A 13,832-nucleotide genomic window follows, 5' to 3' on the forward strand; every position below is an offset into this window, starting at 1 on the left:
ATGCATCACGACCTCACCATCGGCGGGATTCTGGTCTCGCCCTTCGTCGCCTACGCGCTGATCGCCTTCGCGATCCTCGTGGCCCTGCGGGTCGTGTTCCGCTGGATCCGGTTCGGACGCTTCGTCGCCAACCCGCCGCTGGCCGAGGCCGGGATCTACGTCTGCATCCTCGCCCTCGTCGTGGTGCTGCTGTGAGACGCGACGACGACGCACCGACGAAGGCCGGCTCGGACGACCGGACGGCCTCGGACGCGGCCCCCTCCGACGAGCCGCGCTCCGCGCAGGCCGCCCGCTCGGCGGCGACACCGTGGGCCGGCCGGCGCCGGCGCTTCGGGCGCCTGCTGCGGCTCGCCGCGACCGCGGTGATCCTCGCCTTCGCCGCCGCCGCCGCATACGTGGTCTGGCAGTTCTACGTCACCGCGCCCTGGACCCGCGACGGTCGGGTGCGCGTGCAGGTCGCCAACATCGCCCCCCAGGTCGCGGGCACCGTCGTCGCGCTGAAGGTGGTCGATAACCAGCGGGTCGAGGTGGGCGATGTCCTCTACGTCATCGATCCGTTCGACTATCAGGAGGCGGTCGTCTCGGCCGAGGCCGAGATCAAGAACCGCGAGGCCGACCTCTCGGTGAAGCAGGCCCAGGCCGCCCGCCGTGCGGCGCTCTCCACCATCTCGACCTCGGTCGAGGAGAAGCAGCAATATGCCGGCACCGCCAAGATCGCCGAGGCCGCGCTGGAGACCGCCAGGTCGCAGCTCTCGCAGGCCAGGAAGAACCTCGAACGCACGCAGGTCCGCTCCACGGTCAACGGCCGGGTCACCAACCTGCTGCTCCGCGTCGGCGACTACGCCCAGACCGGCACCGCCAACGTGCGGGTGATCGACACGGATTCGTTCTGGATCGACGGCTACTTCGAAGAGACCAAGATGGCCCATATCCAGGTCGGCGCGCCCGCCGAGATGTCGCTGATGGGTTACGGCGCCTCGCTGCGCGGCACGGTCGAGAGCCTGACGCTGGGCATCTCCACCGCCAACGCCGCGCCGAGCACGCAGGGCCTGCCGAACGTCGATCCGGTCTATACCTGGGTGCGGCTGGCCCAGCGCGTGCCCGTGCGCATCCGCATCGACCGCGTTCCCCCGGGGGTGACGCTGGTGGCGGGCATGACCGCGACCGTGGTGATCGGCGACGGCAGGGCGGGTCAGCCCCAGTGGGTGACGACGTTGCGCGAGAAAGTTCTCGGGCTGCCCGATCGCCCGGTGCCCGCCGAGGCGGAGAACCGTTGAAGCCGGCCTTGCCTCACGGGGGCGGTGCGGCACCCGAAAAAATTGGGTAGAGCGGCGGCATGGCCGCCTCTCCCCTCGTCCGCTTCGCCCCCTCGCCGACCGGCTTCCTGCATATCGGCAACGCCCGCCCGGCGCTGCTGAACGCCCTGTTCGCCCGCCGCGGGCAGGGGCGCTTCCTGCTGCGCCTCGACGACACCGACCGGGAGCGCTCGACGGAGGAATTCGCCGCCGCCGTAACGGAGGATCTCGGCTGGCTCGGCATCCGGCCGGACCTGTTCTTCCGCCAGAGCCAGCGCACCGCCCTCTACGACGCGGCGGCGGAGCGGCTGAAGGCGGAAGGACGGCTCTATCCCTGCTACGAGACGCCGGAGGAGCTGGAGCGGCGGCGCAAGCGCCAGCTCGGCCGCGGCCTGCCGCCGATCTACGACCGCGCGGCCCTCGCCCTGACGGAAGCCGAGCGCGCCGCGCTGGAAGCCGAGGGCCGGCGCCCGCACTGGCGGTTCAGGCTCGATCACCGCGTGGTCGCCTGGAACGACCTCGTGCGGGGCGAGAGCCACGTCGATTGCGCCTCGCTGTCGGACCCGGTGCTGATCCGCGCCGACGGCAGCTACCTCTACACGCTGCCCTCGGTGGTGGACGACGCGGAGGTCGGCGTCACCCACGTGATCCGCGGCGAGGACCACGTGACCAATACCGGCGTGCAGGTGCAACTGTTCGAGGCCCTCGGCGCGGCGGTCCCCGCCTTCGGCCACCACAACCTGCTGACGACGGCGGACGGGGAGGGGCTGTCGAAGCGCCTCGGCCACCTGTCGCTGCGCGCGCTGCGCGAGGCCGGCTACGAGCCGGCCGCCGTGCGCTCGCTCGCGGTACTGACCGGCTCGGCGGAAGCCGTGCGCCCGGTCGCCGCGCTCGATGAATTGGCGGGCCTCGCCGATCTCGCCCACCTGTCGCGGGCGCCGGCCAAGTTCGACCCGGCCGAGCTCGACGGGATGAACGCCCGCCTCGTCCACGCGATGCCGTTCCCGGAGGCGAGCGCCCGCCTCGCCGCGCTCGGCATCCCGGAGGCGGTCGCGGAACCCTTCTGGACGGCGGTGCGGGCCAATCTCGGCCGCGTCGCGGAGGCCGGCGACTGGTGGCGGGTGGTGACGGGGCCGGTGACGCCGGCCATCTCCGAGCCGGATCTCATCGCCGCCGCCGCCCGCCTGCTGCCGGAGGCGCCCTTCGGCCCCGGCACGTGGAAGGCCTGGACCGACGCGGTGAAGGGGCGGACCGGCGCCAAGGGCCGCGCCCTGTTCATGCCGCTGCGCCGCGCGCTGACCGGCCTCGACCACGGCCCGGACCTTTCGGCGCTGCTGCCGCTGATCGGCCGGGAGCGGGCCGCGCGGCGGCTCGCCGGGGAGGCGGCCTGACGCCGCGACGAACCGTCTCCGGCTTGCGTCGCGGTCCTGGATTGCTTCGCCTGACGGCTCGCAATGACGGTGCGGGCCACCCTCTCCGTCATTGCGAGCGGAGCGAAGCAATCTACCGTGTCTCAGGTCAAGCGGTCTGGAAGGTCTTTCCGGCGCGGACCATGGCGTTGAGGGTGGTGACGAGCTTTCGCACGACGGCGATGAGGGCGAGTTTGTGGGGCTTGCCGGCTTGGCGCAGGCGCTCGTAGAGGCGGCGGAAGACGGGGTTGTGGCGGCTGGCGGTCAGGGCGGCCATGAACATCACGTCGCGCAAGGCTTTGCGTCCGCCGGTGATGCTGGCCGAGCGGATCGAGGAGCCGCTGTGGCAGGTGATGGGCGCCACGCCGACCAGAGCCGCGACCGTGCGCCGGTTCAGGCGGCCGAGTTCCGGCAGCCACGCCAGCAGGGCACGACAGGCCACGGGTCCGACGCCCTTGCACGTGCGCAACAGGGCGGGGGTGCGAGCCAGTTCGGCATCGGCGGCGATGGCTTCGTCCAAGGCCGCGCCGATCGCGGCGATCTGGCCGTCGAGCAGGGCGAGGCTGGCGGTGATCGAGGCGCGCACGATCGTGCTCTCGGTGCGTTCGGCCCGGCACTGCTCGGCCTGTCGCTGATCCTTGAGCTGGCCGAGCCGGGTCATCAGTTCGGCGAGCGCGCGCTGAGCCGGGCTCGGCAGCGGCGGGGCGACTTCGTCCACGGTAAAGGCCGCCAAGGCGGCCAGGACGGCGGCGTCGATCCGATCGGTCTTGGCCAGCCGCGCCTGGGCGCGGGCGAATGCCCGGGCGCGGCCGGGATGGATCCGGCGGATCGGCAGCCCCAGCGCCGTGGCGGCTTCGATCAGCGGCCACTCGTAGCCGCCGGTGGCTTCGCACACGAGGTTGGCGCAGGCGCGCCAGTGCGGCTTGGACAAGGCGGCCGTCAGGGCCGCGACCGTGTTGTCGATGCGGGCGGTGCGTCCGCGCGTGTCGGCCAGATCGACCCAATCCTTCGAGACATCGGCGCCGAGAAAGCAAGGGGAGGCTGGCGCGGTGTGGGCTGGCGAGGCTACCATGACGAGGCCTTTCGCGAGACAGGCAAGGTCCTCTGGCACGGGATTGTAAGCTCGGGCTGCGCCCGCTCTACCGTTCGTGCTCAAGACCGTGGAGGCGCCGCCGACGGATCAAGATTGCTTGCGACCTCGCAGTCGATCCAGAAGCGATCCCGCCGGCGGCCCTCCCGTTGTCGCTCCGGTTCCGTCGCCGGAAAAGACCGACAAACCCAACGTACAATCCAGAACGCGACGAGAGCCGAACGATCCTCTCACATCGCCGCAGCTCCGTTCGCCAGCAGGACCGCGAAGCCGCCAGCACCGCAACGGTACCGGAAAGGCGCCCTCACACGCCGTCCGGCTCGGCCTCGATCATCATCACGTCGAGGGTGAAGCTGCCGTCGTCCTCCAGGGCGAAATGGGACCGCACCGGCTCGGGCGCGCCCCCTTGCAGGGCGCGGATCGCGGCGACGTTCGTCTCGGGCGTGCCCATCCGGGCGATCCAGCTCGAAAACTCCATGCGCACCCGCCAGCGCTGGACGGCGCCCGGCACGAAGCCGGCCTCGGCCAGCATCGCGCGCCACTCCGCCTCGCCGTAGTCGCGCACGTGCGAGGGATCGCGCAGCAGTTCCCAGGCCTGGAGATGGGTGTCGAGGAGCGGCGGACCGGGATGGACGACATCGACGAGGCCGAGGCGCCCGTCGGGGCTCAGGACCCGGCGCGCCTCCCGCAGGGCGGCCGGCACGTCGCCCCAGTGGTGGGCGCTGTAGCGCGAGAGCACCCGCTCGAAGCTGGCATCGGCGAAGGGCAGCGCCGCGACGCCGGCCCGCCGCGTGGCGAGGTTGGTCAGGCCCCGCCGCCGCGCCTCGTCCGCCACGGCGTCGAGCATGGGCTGCGACAGGTCGAGGGCGGTGACGGAGCGGACCTGCGGCGCGACCGCATAGGCGACGTGGCCGCCGCCGCAGCCGAGATCGAGCACCGCCGCGTGGGGCAGGGCGCCGAGCCGGGCCAGGGCCTGGAGATCCTCGCCCGCGGCGTGGACGGCGCTCGCGACGTAATCGGCGGCGCGGCCGCCGAACTGCCCGGCGACATGGGCGTCGTGGCTCTGCGGTTCGTTCATGCGGTCGGTCCCGTGCCGGGCGGCAGCGGCGCGAGGCGCGTGAGCCGCAGGGCGATGAGCAGGGCGGCAGCATAGAGGCTGCCGAAGAAGCCGGCGACGCCGATCCAGCCGTAATGCAGGAAGAACCAGCCCCCCGCCGTGCCGAGCATCGAAGAGCCGAGATAGTACATGCAGAGATAGATCGCCGAGGCCTGGGCCCGGTCGCTCGACGCGCGGCGACCGATCCAGCTCGACGCCACCGAATGGGCGCCGAAGAAGCTCACCGTGACGACGACGATGCCGGCGACGATGAGGACGAGGCTCTGCGCCATCGTGAGCGCGATGCCGGCAAGGCCGAGCAGGATCGCCAGCCACAGCACCTTGCGCCGCCCGAGCACCCCGGCGACGTGGCCGGTGATGGCGGAACTCGCGGTGCCGGCGAGATAGACGACGAAGATCAGGCCGATCGCCGTCTGGCTCAGGGAGTAGGGCGGATCGAGCAGGCGAAAGCCGATGTAGTTGTAGACGCAGACGAACCCGCCCATCAGCAGGAACGGTTCGAGGAACAGCCAGGGCAGGCCGGCATCGCGGAAATGGTGGGTGAAGGTGCCCGGCACCTCGCGCCAGCGCATCCGGTGGGCCAGGAAGTGGCGCGAGGCCGGCAGCGCGAACTGGAAGGCCAGGGCGGCGAACAGCGCCAGCACGCCGATCGTGCCGAGGCCCCAGCGCCAGGAGACGTGATCGGCGATCACGCCCGCGAGCAGCCGCCCGACCATGCCGCCGAGCGCGTTGCCGCCGATCAGGAGCCCCATCGACAGGCCGATGGCGCGCCCGTGCATCTCCTCGCTCAAATAAGCCATCGCCACCGCGGGCAGGCCGCTCGCGGCGATCCCCGTCAGCGCCCGCAGAGCGAGGAAGCCGTGCCAGCTCGGCATCAGCACGGCGCCGATGGTGAGCAGTGCCGAGACGAACAGCGAGGCCGCCATCACCGGCTTGCGCCCGAAGACCTCGGAGAGCGGGCTGACGAGCAGCAGCGAGACCGCCAGCGTGGCGCAGGGCAGCGAGAGCGCGAGACTGCTCTCGGCGGGCGAGACCGCGAAGGTGTCGGCGAAGATCGGCATCAGCGGCTGGACGCCGTAGAGCACCGCGAAGGTGGAGAAGCCCGCCGCGAACAGGGCGAGCGTCGCCCGGCGGAAGGTCGGCGTCCCGGCTTCGATGTACCGGTCGCTGTCTTCCGTCATCGCGGCCCCACACCCTCGCCCGGGCTCCCGCCGGCGCGTGCCCCCTCTCCCGCGCCGGGGGAGAGGGGTCAAGAGCCTCGATCAGCGCGGGGCCGGCTGCGGCTGTCCTTCCGCCTGCTGCTGGAGCAGCGGCGTGATGCGGCGCACCGTGACGCGGCGGTTCTCGCGGTTGGCCTCTTGCGTGTTCACCTTCAGGTACTGCTCGCCGTAGCCCTGGGTGGTCAGGTTCTCCGGCGGCACCTGGAAGTCCTGCGTCAGCACCGTGGCGACCGACTGGGCCCGGCGGTCGGAGAGCGACAGGTTGTCGATCTCCGCGCCGACCGCGTCGGTGTAGCCCTCGATCAGGAAGACCTCCTGCGGGTTGGCCCTGACCGCCCGATTGATCGCCGCCGCGATGGTCGCGAGGCGCTTGGCCTGATCGGGCGTGACCGTGAACGAGCCGGTGTCGAAGTTGATCGTGTTGATGTCCACCGAGGGCATCCGGGCGCGGAGCTGCGGGCTGTAGCGCACCTGATCCAGGGTGTAGCGCCGCTCCAGCGGCTGCACCGGCGGGGCGGAGAGCGCCTGGTAGACGGTGCGCTCGTCGGCCTGCTCGTAATCGACGACGTAGCGGTCGCGCGGGATGCGGATGTCGGGCGGGGGCAGGTCGACCACGTCCTCGTAGATCGGCCGCGGCGGGCCGTCGTAGACGTTGTTGATCAGCACCACCTCGCGCCCGTCGCGGGTGCGGCGGAACCGGCGCAGCAGCCGGCCGTCGTCGTCCACCACGGTCACGATCTGGCCGCCCGCCGGGCTGTCGACGTAGCTGTAGACCTCGCGCCCGCGCCGCTCGCTGCGGTAGCCGCGATCGCCGTAGATCGTGCGGAAGCGCTCGTTCTCGTCGTGGCGGATGAAGGTGCCGTCGCGGTCGCGCACGATGATGCGGCCGGGCTCACGGTAATAGGTACGGCCGTCGACGTCGTATTCGCGGCGGTCGCGGCGGACGGTGTCGTAGTCGCGCACACGATCGTCGTCGTCGCGGAATCCGCCGGGGATGTAGGCGGGCGTGCCGGGGACGTTGAAGCGGTCGCGCCGGTCGGAGCGTTCGCGCTGATCCGGACGGCCGCCGGGCTGAGATCCCGGCTGCCCCGGCTGAACCGCGCCGGGCGGCGTGGCGGGAGGCGTGGCGGGTTGACCCGGCGCGGGCTGACCGGGGGGCACGGCGCCGGGCTGGCCCGGCGGCGCCACACCGGGCTCGGTTCCGGGCGGCTGCACCGGACGCCCCGGAACGCCGGGCTGCTGGTTCGGCGCCACCGGGCGGCCGGGCGCGCCCGGCTGCGTGCGCCCGGCCGGAGCTTCGCGGGTTGCGTCGGGCTGCGCCGCGGGGGCCGCCGCCGGCTGATCGGGACGGCCGGGCCGCTCCGGATGGGGCGCGACCGGACGGCCGGGGACGCCGGGACGCTGATTCGGCGGCGGGCTGGGCGGGTTGGGCTGCGCCGCATTCGGCGCGGCCGGCGGGGTCGGACGCTCGGGGCGGTCCGGAATGGGCGGCGTCGGCGCGTCCGGCGCACGGCGCGGGTTCGGCGCCGCATCGGGACGTTCGGTGTCGCGGCCGGCGGGGCGGCCCGGACGGTCCTGGCTGTCGCGGGCGGGGCGATCCGGCGCGTCCCGCCGGGCGGGCGCCTCGCGCTCGGGGGCTTCACGACGCGCGGGGGCCTCGCGCTCCGGCGCACGCTCACGGGCCGCCGGCGGCGTCGGACGCTCGGCCGGCTCCGGCCGTTCGCGGGCGGCCGGGGCCTGGCGGGGCTCGGGCCGCTCCGGTCTCGGGGGCTGAGGCGCCGCGCGCTCGGGCGCCGACGAACGGTCAGGCCTCTCCGGGCGATCCGGCCGCTCCTGCGGCGCAGGGCGCTCGGGGCGGACCGGACGCTCGGCCGGCTCGGGACGCTCGCGGGCCGGCGGGCCGCCGCGCTCGGCCGGTCCCGGTCCGCCCGGACCGCGCCCGCCCCCGCGCGGTCCCTCGCCGGCATCCTCCCGCTGCGCGACTTCGATCCGCCCGCCTGCGCCCTCGCTCAGGGAGCGCGCCGGCGCGAGGTCGGAGAGGACGAGGGCCGGCAGCATCGTGCCGGCCAGAAGCAGCGAGCGGGTGATCCGCATGGAGTCATGCCTCGTGAAACACAATCGGCGGTTCCGAACACGGTCGCGCCGATTTGGTTCCCGATCACGGGGCGTCGCGCTTTACAGGCAGGCGATGGAAGAGGCGGGTCGTCCGATCGCCGCGGAAGCGGGCCGGGCCGTCCCGTTCAGGGCGTCGGCGTCAGGGCCGGCGGCGGGACGAGGCCGGGGACGATGATGCGGATCGCGCTGCGACTCTCGCCGGTCGAACCGGTCTGGTCGGCGGCGGCGGGTGCCGCGGCGGGCGTGCCCTCGCGGCTGGCCGCGTCGGCGGCCAGGCTCGCCGCGGTGCGGTCGGCCCGGCCGACGAGCGTCAGGCGCACCTTCGGCGCCCGCGAGAGCCTCTCGGCGGTCATCGGCGTGACGAAGATGTCGCCCTTGTGCCGCACCAGCATGCTCTCGGCCTTGGCGAGCGACTGCGCCCAGTCCTGCCCCTCCCTCTTGCAGGAGCAGTTCGGGGTGAAGCTCTTGCGGAACCTGAAGGCGGCCGGAAGCGCCGTGTAGGCGCGGCTGCCCTTGATGGTGGCGGCGTATTTCAGGGCCTCGTCGCCGTGCGGCATCGAGTAGGCGGCCGCCTCGGTGCCGGGGCAGAGCGCCTGGCACATCTCGTCCGCCCCGCCGCGCCCGTCGGGCAGGTTGCCCATCGGGAAGTAGGAGCCGTCGCAGGTCTTCACGCAGATGACCTGCGGGCCGCCGCGGGCGGTCTGGCCGCCGACCGCCGTCTGCCCGTCCGCGCCCTCGCCGGGGACGAGGCCGGCGCAGGCGCCCGACACCGCGGCGACGAGCTGGCGGCGGCGGGCGGCCACGACCTCGCCGTCACCGCCGCCATAGGTGGCGTTGAGCGAGCGGATGCGGGCCTCGACCGCGCCGCATTGCGGCGGGCGGGTGTCGAAGAACAGGAACTTGCCGCCCTCGCAATTGAGGCTGCGGTAGTAGGATTCCAGGCGCGCGACCTCGCTCTGCAGGGCGGAGGCGGTCGAAGCGCTGGCGTTGAGGTTGGCGAGTTCCGTCCGGTAGCGCTGGCAGGCCCAGACATCCGGCGCGGCGGCGGCCGGCGACGCGCCGGCCAGGGCGAGGGCGGCGAGCGGAAGCGTCAGGGCGCGGCGAAGCTGCGGTCCGATCATCGGCATGGTGCGGATGCTGGGGATTTCGGGCAGGGGGCGCGGGCGGAGAGGCTGACGGGTGTCGGACGCGGCAGCGGTCATGCATCCGTGATAATGCCCCTCGTCCTTCGGGGACAGGGATACCATGTCTGCGCGGCCTAGCTTTGCGGGGATTGCGTCGATGATGTGGCTCAGGGGCACCAATGGGATCACGGGCCGGCTCGCGGCGGCGGGCCTCGCCGCCGGACTGGCCCTCGCGGCGGGCGGTCCGGCCAGGGCGCAGGAGCCGGATCGGATCTTCGACAAGTCGACGGTGTGGCGCCCGCTGACCCCGAACGACAAGCTCGTGGTCTACGGCATCGACGACCCGGCGGTGGCCGGCATCGCCTGCTGGTACACCCAGCCGGAGAAGGGCGGCATCAAGGGCACCTTCGGGCTGGCCGAGGACGTCTCCGACATCTCGCTCGCCTGTCGGCAGGTCGGCCCGGTCCAGTTCAAGGACAAGGTCAAGCAGGGCGAGGTGGTGTTCAGCGAGCGCCGCTCGCTGATCTTCAAGTCGATGCAGATCGTGCGCGGCTGCGACGCCAAGCGCAACGCGCTGATCTACATGGTCTATTCCGACAAGGTGGTGCAGGGCTCGCCCAAGAACTCCACCTCCGCCGTGCCGCTCGCCCCCTGGGGCACCGAGCCGCCGCCGAAATGCGCGGATTTCGTGAAGTAGGAGCCCCCACAGGGCTTCCGACTTGCGCCAGCTCCGTCACGCGGGAGCTTGCGAAGCGAGCCGGGGCCGCGACCTTTGCGAAAGGAGCGGCGCCCTAGTCTGTTTCGGCTCGAGCTTCGCAATGACGCGCGTTGGGACGAGCCGCGATCGAACGACCGTTCATCAGATGGGTGATGGTAAAAAATCAATCCTGGCAGGTGATGCGCAACGGGCGCGGCGCGCTCCCCGCCGGGGCGGCGACGCCGTCGATGGCGCCGGTGTACTCGTCCTGGGCGGCCACGCCGTAGTTGCTGGCGCTGGCGAACCCTTGCGATTCGCACCACGCGTTGGCGACGACCTGCCCGCACTCGCTCGGGCCGCCGCTGAGGCACTCGCCGACGCCGTAGCCGTCCTCGGCCGGGATCAGGAAGGTTTTTTCGACGTGCTTGACGGCGGCGGACTCGCTCCCGGCGCGCGCCGGGAGCGCGGTGGTGGCGAGAACGAGGGCGAGGAGAGCGACGGCCGGTCGGCGCATGGTGAAGACCTTGTGAACGGGTTCGTTCGAGTGCGGAGTGTTCGGACGGCGCGGTAAACAAATCCTTGCCGGTCCGATCAGGGGCGGTCGAGCCGCGGCCGGTACGCCGCCCTTCTCGAATTCATCACCGTTTTGAGGTAGCCCAGCCTCGGCGGGGGCACCGTCGCGGCGGGGCAACAGCGGCGGCCGGCGGCTCGGGCGACACTGTGGCGGCGGCGCCGTTCGCCGTCGCGGTGCGACCGGCGGAAGGCGCTGTGGCGCAACGACAAACGACGAGGGCGGCCCGCGCCGCAGAGGAGGCCGGGCCAGCCCGGCAGGAACGCAGTCGATGATCCCGATGTTGCGGCTCTACAACACGCTGACCCGCGAGAAGGCGGCCTTCGTCCCGATCGATCCGGCCAACGTGCGGATGTATGCCTGCGGGCCGACGGTCTACGACGCGGCGCATATCGGCAACGCCCGGCCGATCATCGTCTTCGACCTGCTGTTCCGGCTCCTGCGCCATCGCTACGGCGAAGCGCACGTCACCTATGCCCGCAACGTCACGGACGTGGACGACAAGATCAACGCCCGCGCGGCCGAGCGCGGCATCACCATCCGCGACCTCACCGACGGCACGCTGGCGCAGTTCCATCGGGACATCCGCGACCTCGGCGTGCTGATGGCCGACGCCGTGAACCGGGCGGGCGAACCGGCGCGCTTCGTCGAGCCGCGGGCGACCGACCACATCGCCGAGATGCACCGGCTGATCGAGGGGCTGGTCGCGGCCGGCCACGCCTACGTCGCGGAGGGGCACGTGCTGTTCGACGTGCCCTCCATGCCCGATTACGGTGCGCTCTCGAAGCGTCCGCTCGACGAGATGGAGGCGGGCGCCCGCGTCGAGGTGGCGCCCTACAAGCGCTCGCCCCTCGACTTCGTGCTGTGGAAGCCCTCCAAGGCCGGCGAGCCGGCCTGGCCCTCACCCTGCGGGATCGACGCGGCGGGGCGCCCCGGCTGGCATATCGAGTGCTCCGCCATGTCGTGGAAGCATCTCGGGAAAACCTTCGACATCCATGCCGGCGGCATCGACCTGATCTTCCCCCACCACGAGAACGAGGTGGCGCAGTCGCGCTGCTGCTTCGGCACCGACATGATGGCCAATGTCTGGCTCCACAACGGCTTCCTGCAGGTCGAGGGGGAGAAGATGTCGAAGTCGCTCGGCAACTTCGTCACCATCCGCCGGGTGCTGGACGACTGGCCGGGGGAGGTGGTGCGCCTCAACATGCTCAAGACGCACTACCGCCAGCCGATCGACTGGACCCTGCGCGGCCTGGAGGAATCGAGCCGGATGCTGGAACGCTGGTACGAGGCGGCCGGCGAGGCGGCGCCCGACACGGACGTTCCCGAGGGCGTGATCGAGGCGCTGTGCGACGACCTGAACACGCCCGCGGCCATCGGCGAGCTGCATCGCCTCGCCGGCGCGAGCCCCGCGGCGCTGAAGGCCGGCGCCGGGCTGATGGGCTTCCTGCCGCACACCAAGGCGCAGCGAGAGGCGGAGCGGGTCGGGGCGGCGGGGATCGACGTGGCCCGGGTCGAGGCGCTGATCGCCGAGCGCAAGGCGGCCCGCGCCGCCAGGGACTGGGCGGCCTCCGACCGGGTGCGCGACGCGCTCACCGCCATGGGCGTCAGCGTGAAGGACGACAAGGACGGCACCACCACCTGGACGGTGGCGGGCTGAGCGTCAGCCTCGCAGCCGATCGAACCAGGTGCCATGGGCGTAGGAGCGCCGGCCCAAGCGGCGCAAAGCCTCCTCCGTCGGCACGATCGGCTGCGCGGCGTAGAGCTTCGCGATCTCGGCCGCCGTATTCGGCAGTCCTGAGAATTCCTCCACGATCGCGTCGTAGTTCCGCTTGAGCGTGCGGGAGGACGGATCGAGCCCGGTGACGACGACGAGGCCGGTGGGGGCTGCATCCACCAGCATCACGTCGAGATCCGGCCGGTAGCGCTTCAGGATCGGCACCACCTTCCACACGTCGCCGGTCCACCAGTTCTCGAAAGGGGTGCCGCGGCCGCGCTCGTTCGCCCGCATCGGGTCGCGGTCGGCCATCGGCTCGGCCACCGGCAGACAGTCGTGCAGGACGACGATCGAGTCCCTGCGGCAGATCGCTTCCGTGTTGAAGAAATCCCGCAGCAGGAACTCGAACAGGTGCATGCCGTCGAGGAAGGCGAGGTCGAGCCGCCCGCCGATGTCGCGGCGCAGGTTCAGGTGCTCGAAGAACACGTCGCTCATCACCTGGAACAGCGAGACCTTGACCTTGTTGGCCGCGACGTTGGTCTTGAGCCGGAATTCGGGATCGACGGCGATGCCGTGGCGGCAGGCGATGCCGGCGAAGATGTCGCCGAAGGCGACGCCGATCTCGAGGTAGCGCCGGACGGCGGCGTTGCGGGAGAGCCGGGCCAGCACCTTCGAATAATGCTCGCCCCGGTGTTCCCCGGCAATGGTGGAGCCGGGCTCGGTCGAGGCCGTCATCAGAACCGCTTCTCGATCAGCGCGTCCGCGAGCGGCGCCGGCGGGGCCTCGGCCAGGGCCGCGCTCAGGCGCTCCACGACCCGATCGGGATCGTGTCCGACGAGGTAGCTCAGGTCGAGACCCTCGCGGATGAAGCCGTGGCCGCGCATGTGGTCGATCAGGGTGATCAGCGGGTCCCAGAAGCCGTTCACCGAGAGCAGCAGGATCGGCTTGCGGTGCTGGCCGAGCTGCGCCCAGGTGAGCTGCTCGACCAGCTCCTCCAGCGTGCCGATGCCGCCGGGCAGCGCGACGAAGGCGTCGGCGCGGTCGAACATCAACTTCTTGCGGGTGTGCATGTCGGAAACGACGATGGTCTCCTGCACGTCGTCGAGCATGCGCTCGCGCGACTTCAGGAAGTCGGGAATGATGCCGGTGACGTAGCCGCCCGCTTCGAGCGTCGCGCCCGCCACCGTGCCCATCAGGCCGACGTTGCCGCCGCCGTAGACGAGCCTGACGCCCGCGCGCGCCAGCGAGGTGCCGAGACGGCGCGCCGCGTCGGCGAAGGCCGGATCGCCGCCGAAGCCCGAGCCGCAATAGACGCAGACCGAGGTGAGAGCCCCCATCACACGCCTCCCGGATTGCGAAGATCGGGGCCGCCCACGTGCCAGAATGCTGAGTTTGCAGGAGAAACGGCGGTCTCCGCGGGTTCGGGCTTTGGTGTTCTTCTCATGTTCGTTAACATGTCACGGGATTGAGACGGGTT

At 71.9% G+C, this 13,832-nt stretch carries 13 protein-coding genes; 5 read left to right on the plus strand and 8 right to left on the minus strand.

Annotation, left to right across the window (positions count from 1 at the left end; all coding sequences use genetic code 11):
• Genes PGN25_15975 through gltX form a run of 3 tightly spaced genes read left to right on the plus strand, consistent with a single transcriptional unit; the run spans position 1 to position 2,686 of the window.
• On the plus strand, positions 1-195 hold the full coding sequence (locus PGN25_15975; GenBank protein MEH3119035.1) for a DUF1656 domain-containing protein: 195 nt from the start codon (positions 1-3) through the stop codon (positions 193-195).
• Entirely contained in the window at positions 192-1,277 is a 1,086-nt protein-coding gene (locus PGN25_15980; protein MEH3119036.1) for an HlyD family secretion protein, read from the plus strand. The genes PGN25_15975 and PGN25_15980 overlap by 4 nt, the downstream gene beginning before the upstream one ends.
• Positions 1,278-1,336: 59 nt before the next feature.
• Positions 1,337-2,686: a glutamate--tRNA ligase gene (gene gltX, locus PGN25_15985; GenBank protein ID MEH3119037.1), complete on the plus strand. Its 1,350-nt coding sequence runs from the start codon at positions 1,337-1,339 to the stop codon at positions 2,684-2,686.
• 127 nt (positions 2,687-2,813) lie between these two features.
• On the opposite strand, the gene PGN25_15990 is transcribed toward gltX, so the two are convergent.
• From PGN25_15990 to PGN25_16010, 5 genes are all read right to left on the minus strand, one after another.
• Entirely contained in the window at positions 2,814-3,776 is a 963-nt protein-coding gene (locus PGN25_15990; protein ID MEH3119038.1) for an IS110 family transposase, read from the minus strand.
• 322 nt (positions 3,777-4,098) lie between these two features.
• Complete coding sequence (locus tag PGN25_15995) at positions 4,099-4,872, minus strand: methyltransferase domain-containing protein (protein MEH3119039.1); 774 nt, start codon at positions 4,870-4,872, stop codon at positions 4,099-4,101.
• Positions 4,869-6,092 carry an MFS transporter gene (locus PGN25_16000; GenBank protein MEH3119040.1) on the minus strand — a complete coding sequence of 408 codons (1,224 nt, stop codon included), beginning with the start codon at positions 6,090-6,092 and terminating at the stop codon, positions 4,869-4,871. Before PGN25_16000 ends, PGN25_15995 begins: the two co-directional genes overlap by 4 nt.
• Positions 6,093-6,173: 81 nt before the next feature.
• Positions 6,174-8,225 (minus strand): OmpA family protein, encoded by a 2,052-nt coding sequence (locus PGN25_16005; GenBank protein MEH3119041.1) that lies wholly within the window; start codon positions 8,223-8,225, stop codon positions 6,174-6,176.
• Between the two features lie 146 nt (positions 8,226-8,371).
• Positions 8,372-9,373 (minus strand): DUF2865 domain-containing protein, encoded by a 1,002-nt coding sequence (locus PGN25_16010; protein MEH3119042.1) that lies wholly within the window; start codon positions 9,371-9,373, stop codon positions 8,372-8,374.
• Between the two features lie 154 nt (positions 9,374-9,527).
• Here PGN25_16010 and PGN25_16015 point away from each other — a divergent pair, with 154 nt between their 5' ends.
• A complete protein-coding gene (locus PGN25_16015) occupies positions 9,528-10,067 on the plus strand; it encodes a CreA family protein (protein MEH3119043.1) in 540 nt (179 codons plus the stop codon).
• Positions 10,068-10,251: 184 nt separating this feature from the next.
• On the opposite strand, the gene PGN25_16020 is transcribed toward PGN25_16015, so the two are convergent.
• A complete protein-coding gene (locus tag PGN25_16020) occupies positions 10,252-10,581 on the minus strand; it encodes a hypothetical protein (protein ID MEH3119044.1) in 330 nt (109 codons plus the stop codon).
• A 328-nt stretch (positions 10,582-10,909) separates the two neighbouring features.
• Here PGN25_16020 and cysS point away from each other — a divergent pair, with 328 nt between their 5' ends.
• Positions 10,910-12,298: a cysteine--tRNA ligase gene (cysS, locus tag PGN25_16025; protein ID MEH3119045.1), complete on the plus strand. Its 1,389-nt coding sequence runs from the start codon at positions 10,910-10,912 to the stop codon at positions 12,296-12,298.
• Positions 12,299-12,301: 3 nt separating this feature from the next.
• On the opposite strand, the gene PGN25_16030 is transcribed toward cysS, so the two are convergent.
• On the minus strand, positions 12,302-13,090 hold the full coding sequence (locus PGN25_16030; protein MEH3119046.1) for a class I SAM-dependent methyltransferase: 789 nt from the start codon (positions 13,088-13,090) through the stop codon (positions 12,302-12,304).
• Positions 13,090-13,692 (minus strand): TIGR00730 family Rossman fold protein, encoded by a 603-nt coding sequence (locus tag PGN25_16035; protein ID MEH3119047.1) that lies wholly within the window; start codon positions 13,690-13,692, stop codon positions 13,090-13,092. Before PGN25_16035 ends, PGN25_16030 begins: the two co-directional genes overlap by 1 nt.
• Positions 13,693-13,832 lie beyond the last annotated feature (140 nt).

The organism is Methylorubrum populi (genome assembly GCA_036946625.1).
Taxonomy (GTDB): Bacteria; Pseudomonadota; Alphaproteobacteria; order Rhizobiales; family Beijerinckiaceae; genus Methylobacterium; species Methylobacterium populi_C.

Excerpts from the sequence above, each read along its gene's own strand:
- PGN25_15995 (MEH3119039.1), bottom strand. The coding sequence starts at position 4,872 with ATGAACGAACCGCAGAGCCACGACGCCCATGTCGCCGGGCAGTTCGGC.
- PGN25_15990 (MEH3119038.1), bottom strand. The coding sequence starts at position 3,776 with ATGGTAGCCTCGCCAGCCCACACCGCGCCAGCCTCCCCTTGCTTTCTC.
- cysS (MEH3119045.1), top strand. The coding sequence starts at position 10,910 with ATGATCCCGATGTTGCGGCTCTACAACACGCTGACCCGCGAGAAGGCG.
- PGN25_16020 (MEH3119044.1), bottom strand. The coding sequence starts at position 10,581 with ATGCGCCGACCGGCCGTCGCTCTCCTCGCCCTCGTTCTCGCCACCACC.
- PGN25_16005 (MEH3119041.1), bottom strand. The coding sequence starts at position 8,225 with ATGCGGATCACCCGCTCGCTGCTTCTGGCCGGCACGATGCTGCCGGCC.
- PGN25_15975 (MEH3119035.1), top strand. The coding sequence starts at position 1 with ATGCATCACGACCTCACCATCGGCGGGATTCTGGTCTCGCCCTTCGTC.
- PGN25_16000 (MEH3119040.1), bottom strand. The coding sequence starts at position 6,092 with ATGACGGAAGACAGCGACCGGTACATCGAAGCCGGGACGCCGACCTTC.
- PGN25_16010 (MEH3119042.1), bottom strand. The coding sequence starts at position 9,373 with ATGCCGATGATCGGACCGCAGCTTCGCCGCGCCCTGACGCTTCCGCTC.
- PGN25_16035 (MEH3119047.1), bottom strand. The coding sequence starts at position 13,692 with ATGGGGGCTCTCACCTCGGTCTGCGTCTATTGCGGCTCGGGCTTCGGC.
- PGN25_16030 (MEH3119046.1), bottom strand. The coding sequence starts at position 13,090 with ATGACGGCCTCGACCGAGCCCGGCTCCACCATTGCCGGGGAACACCGG.
- gltX (MEH3119037.1), top strand. The coding sequence starts at position 1,337 with ATGGCCGCCTCTCCCCTCGTCCGCTTCGCCCCCTCGCCGACCGGCTTC.
- PGN25_16015 (MEH3119043.1), top strand. The coding sequence starts at position 9,528 with ATGATGTGGCTCAGGGGCACCAATGGGATCACGGGCCGGCTCGCGGCG.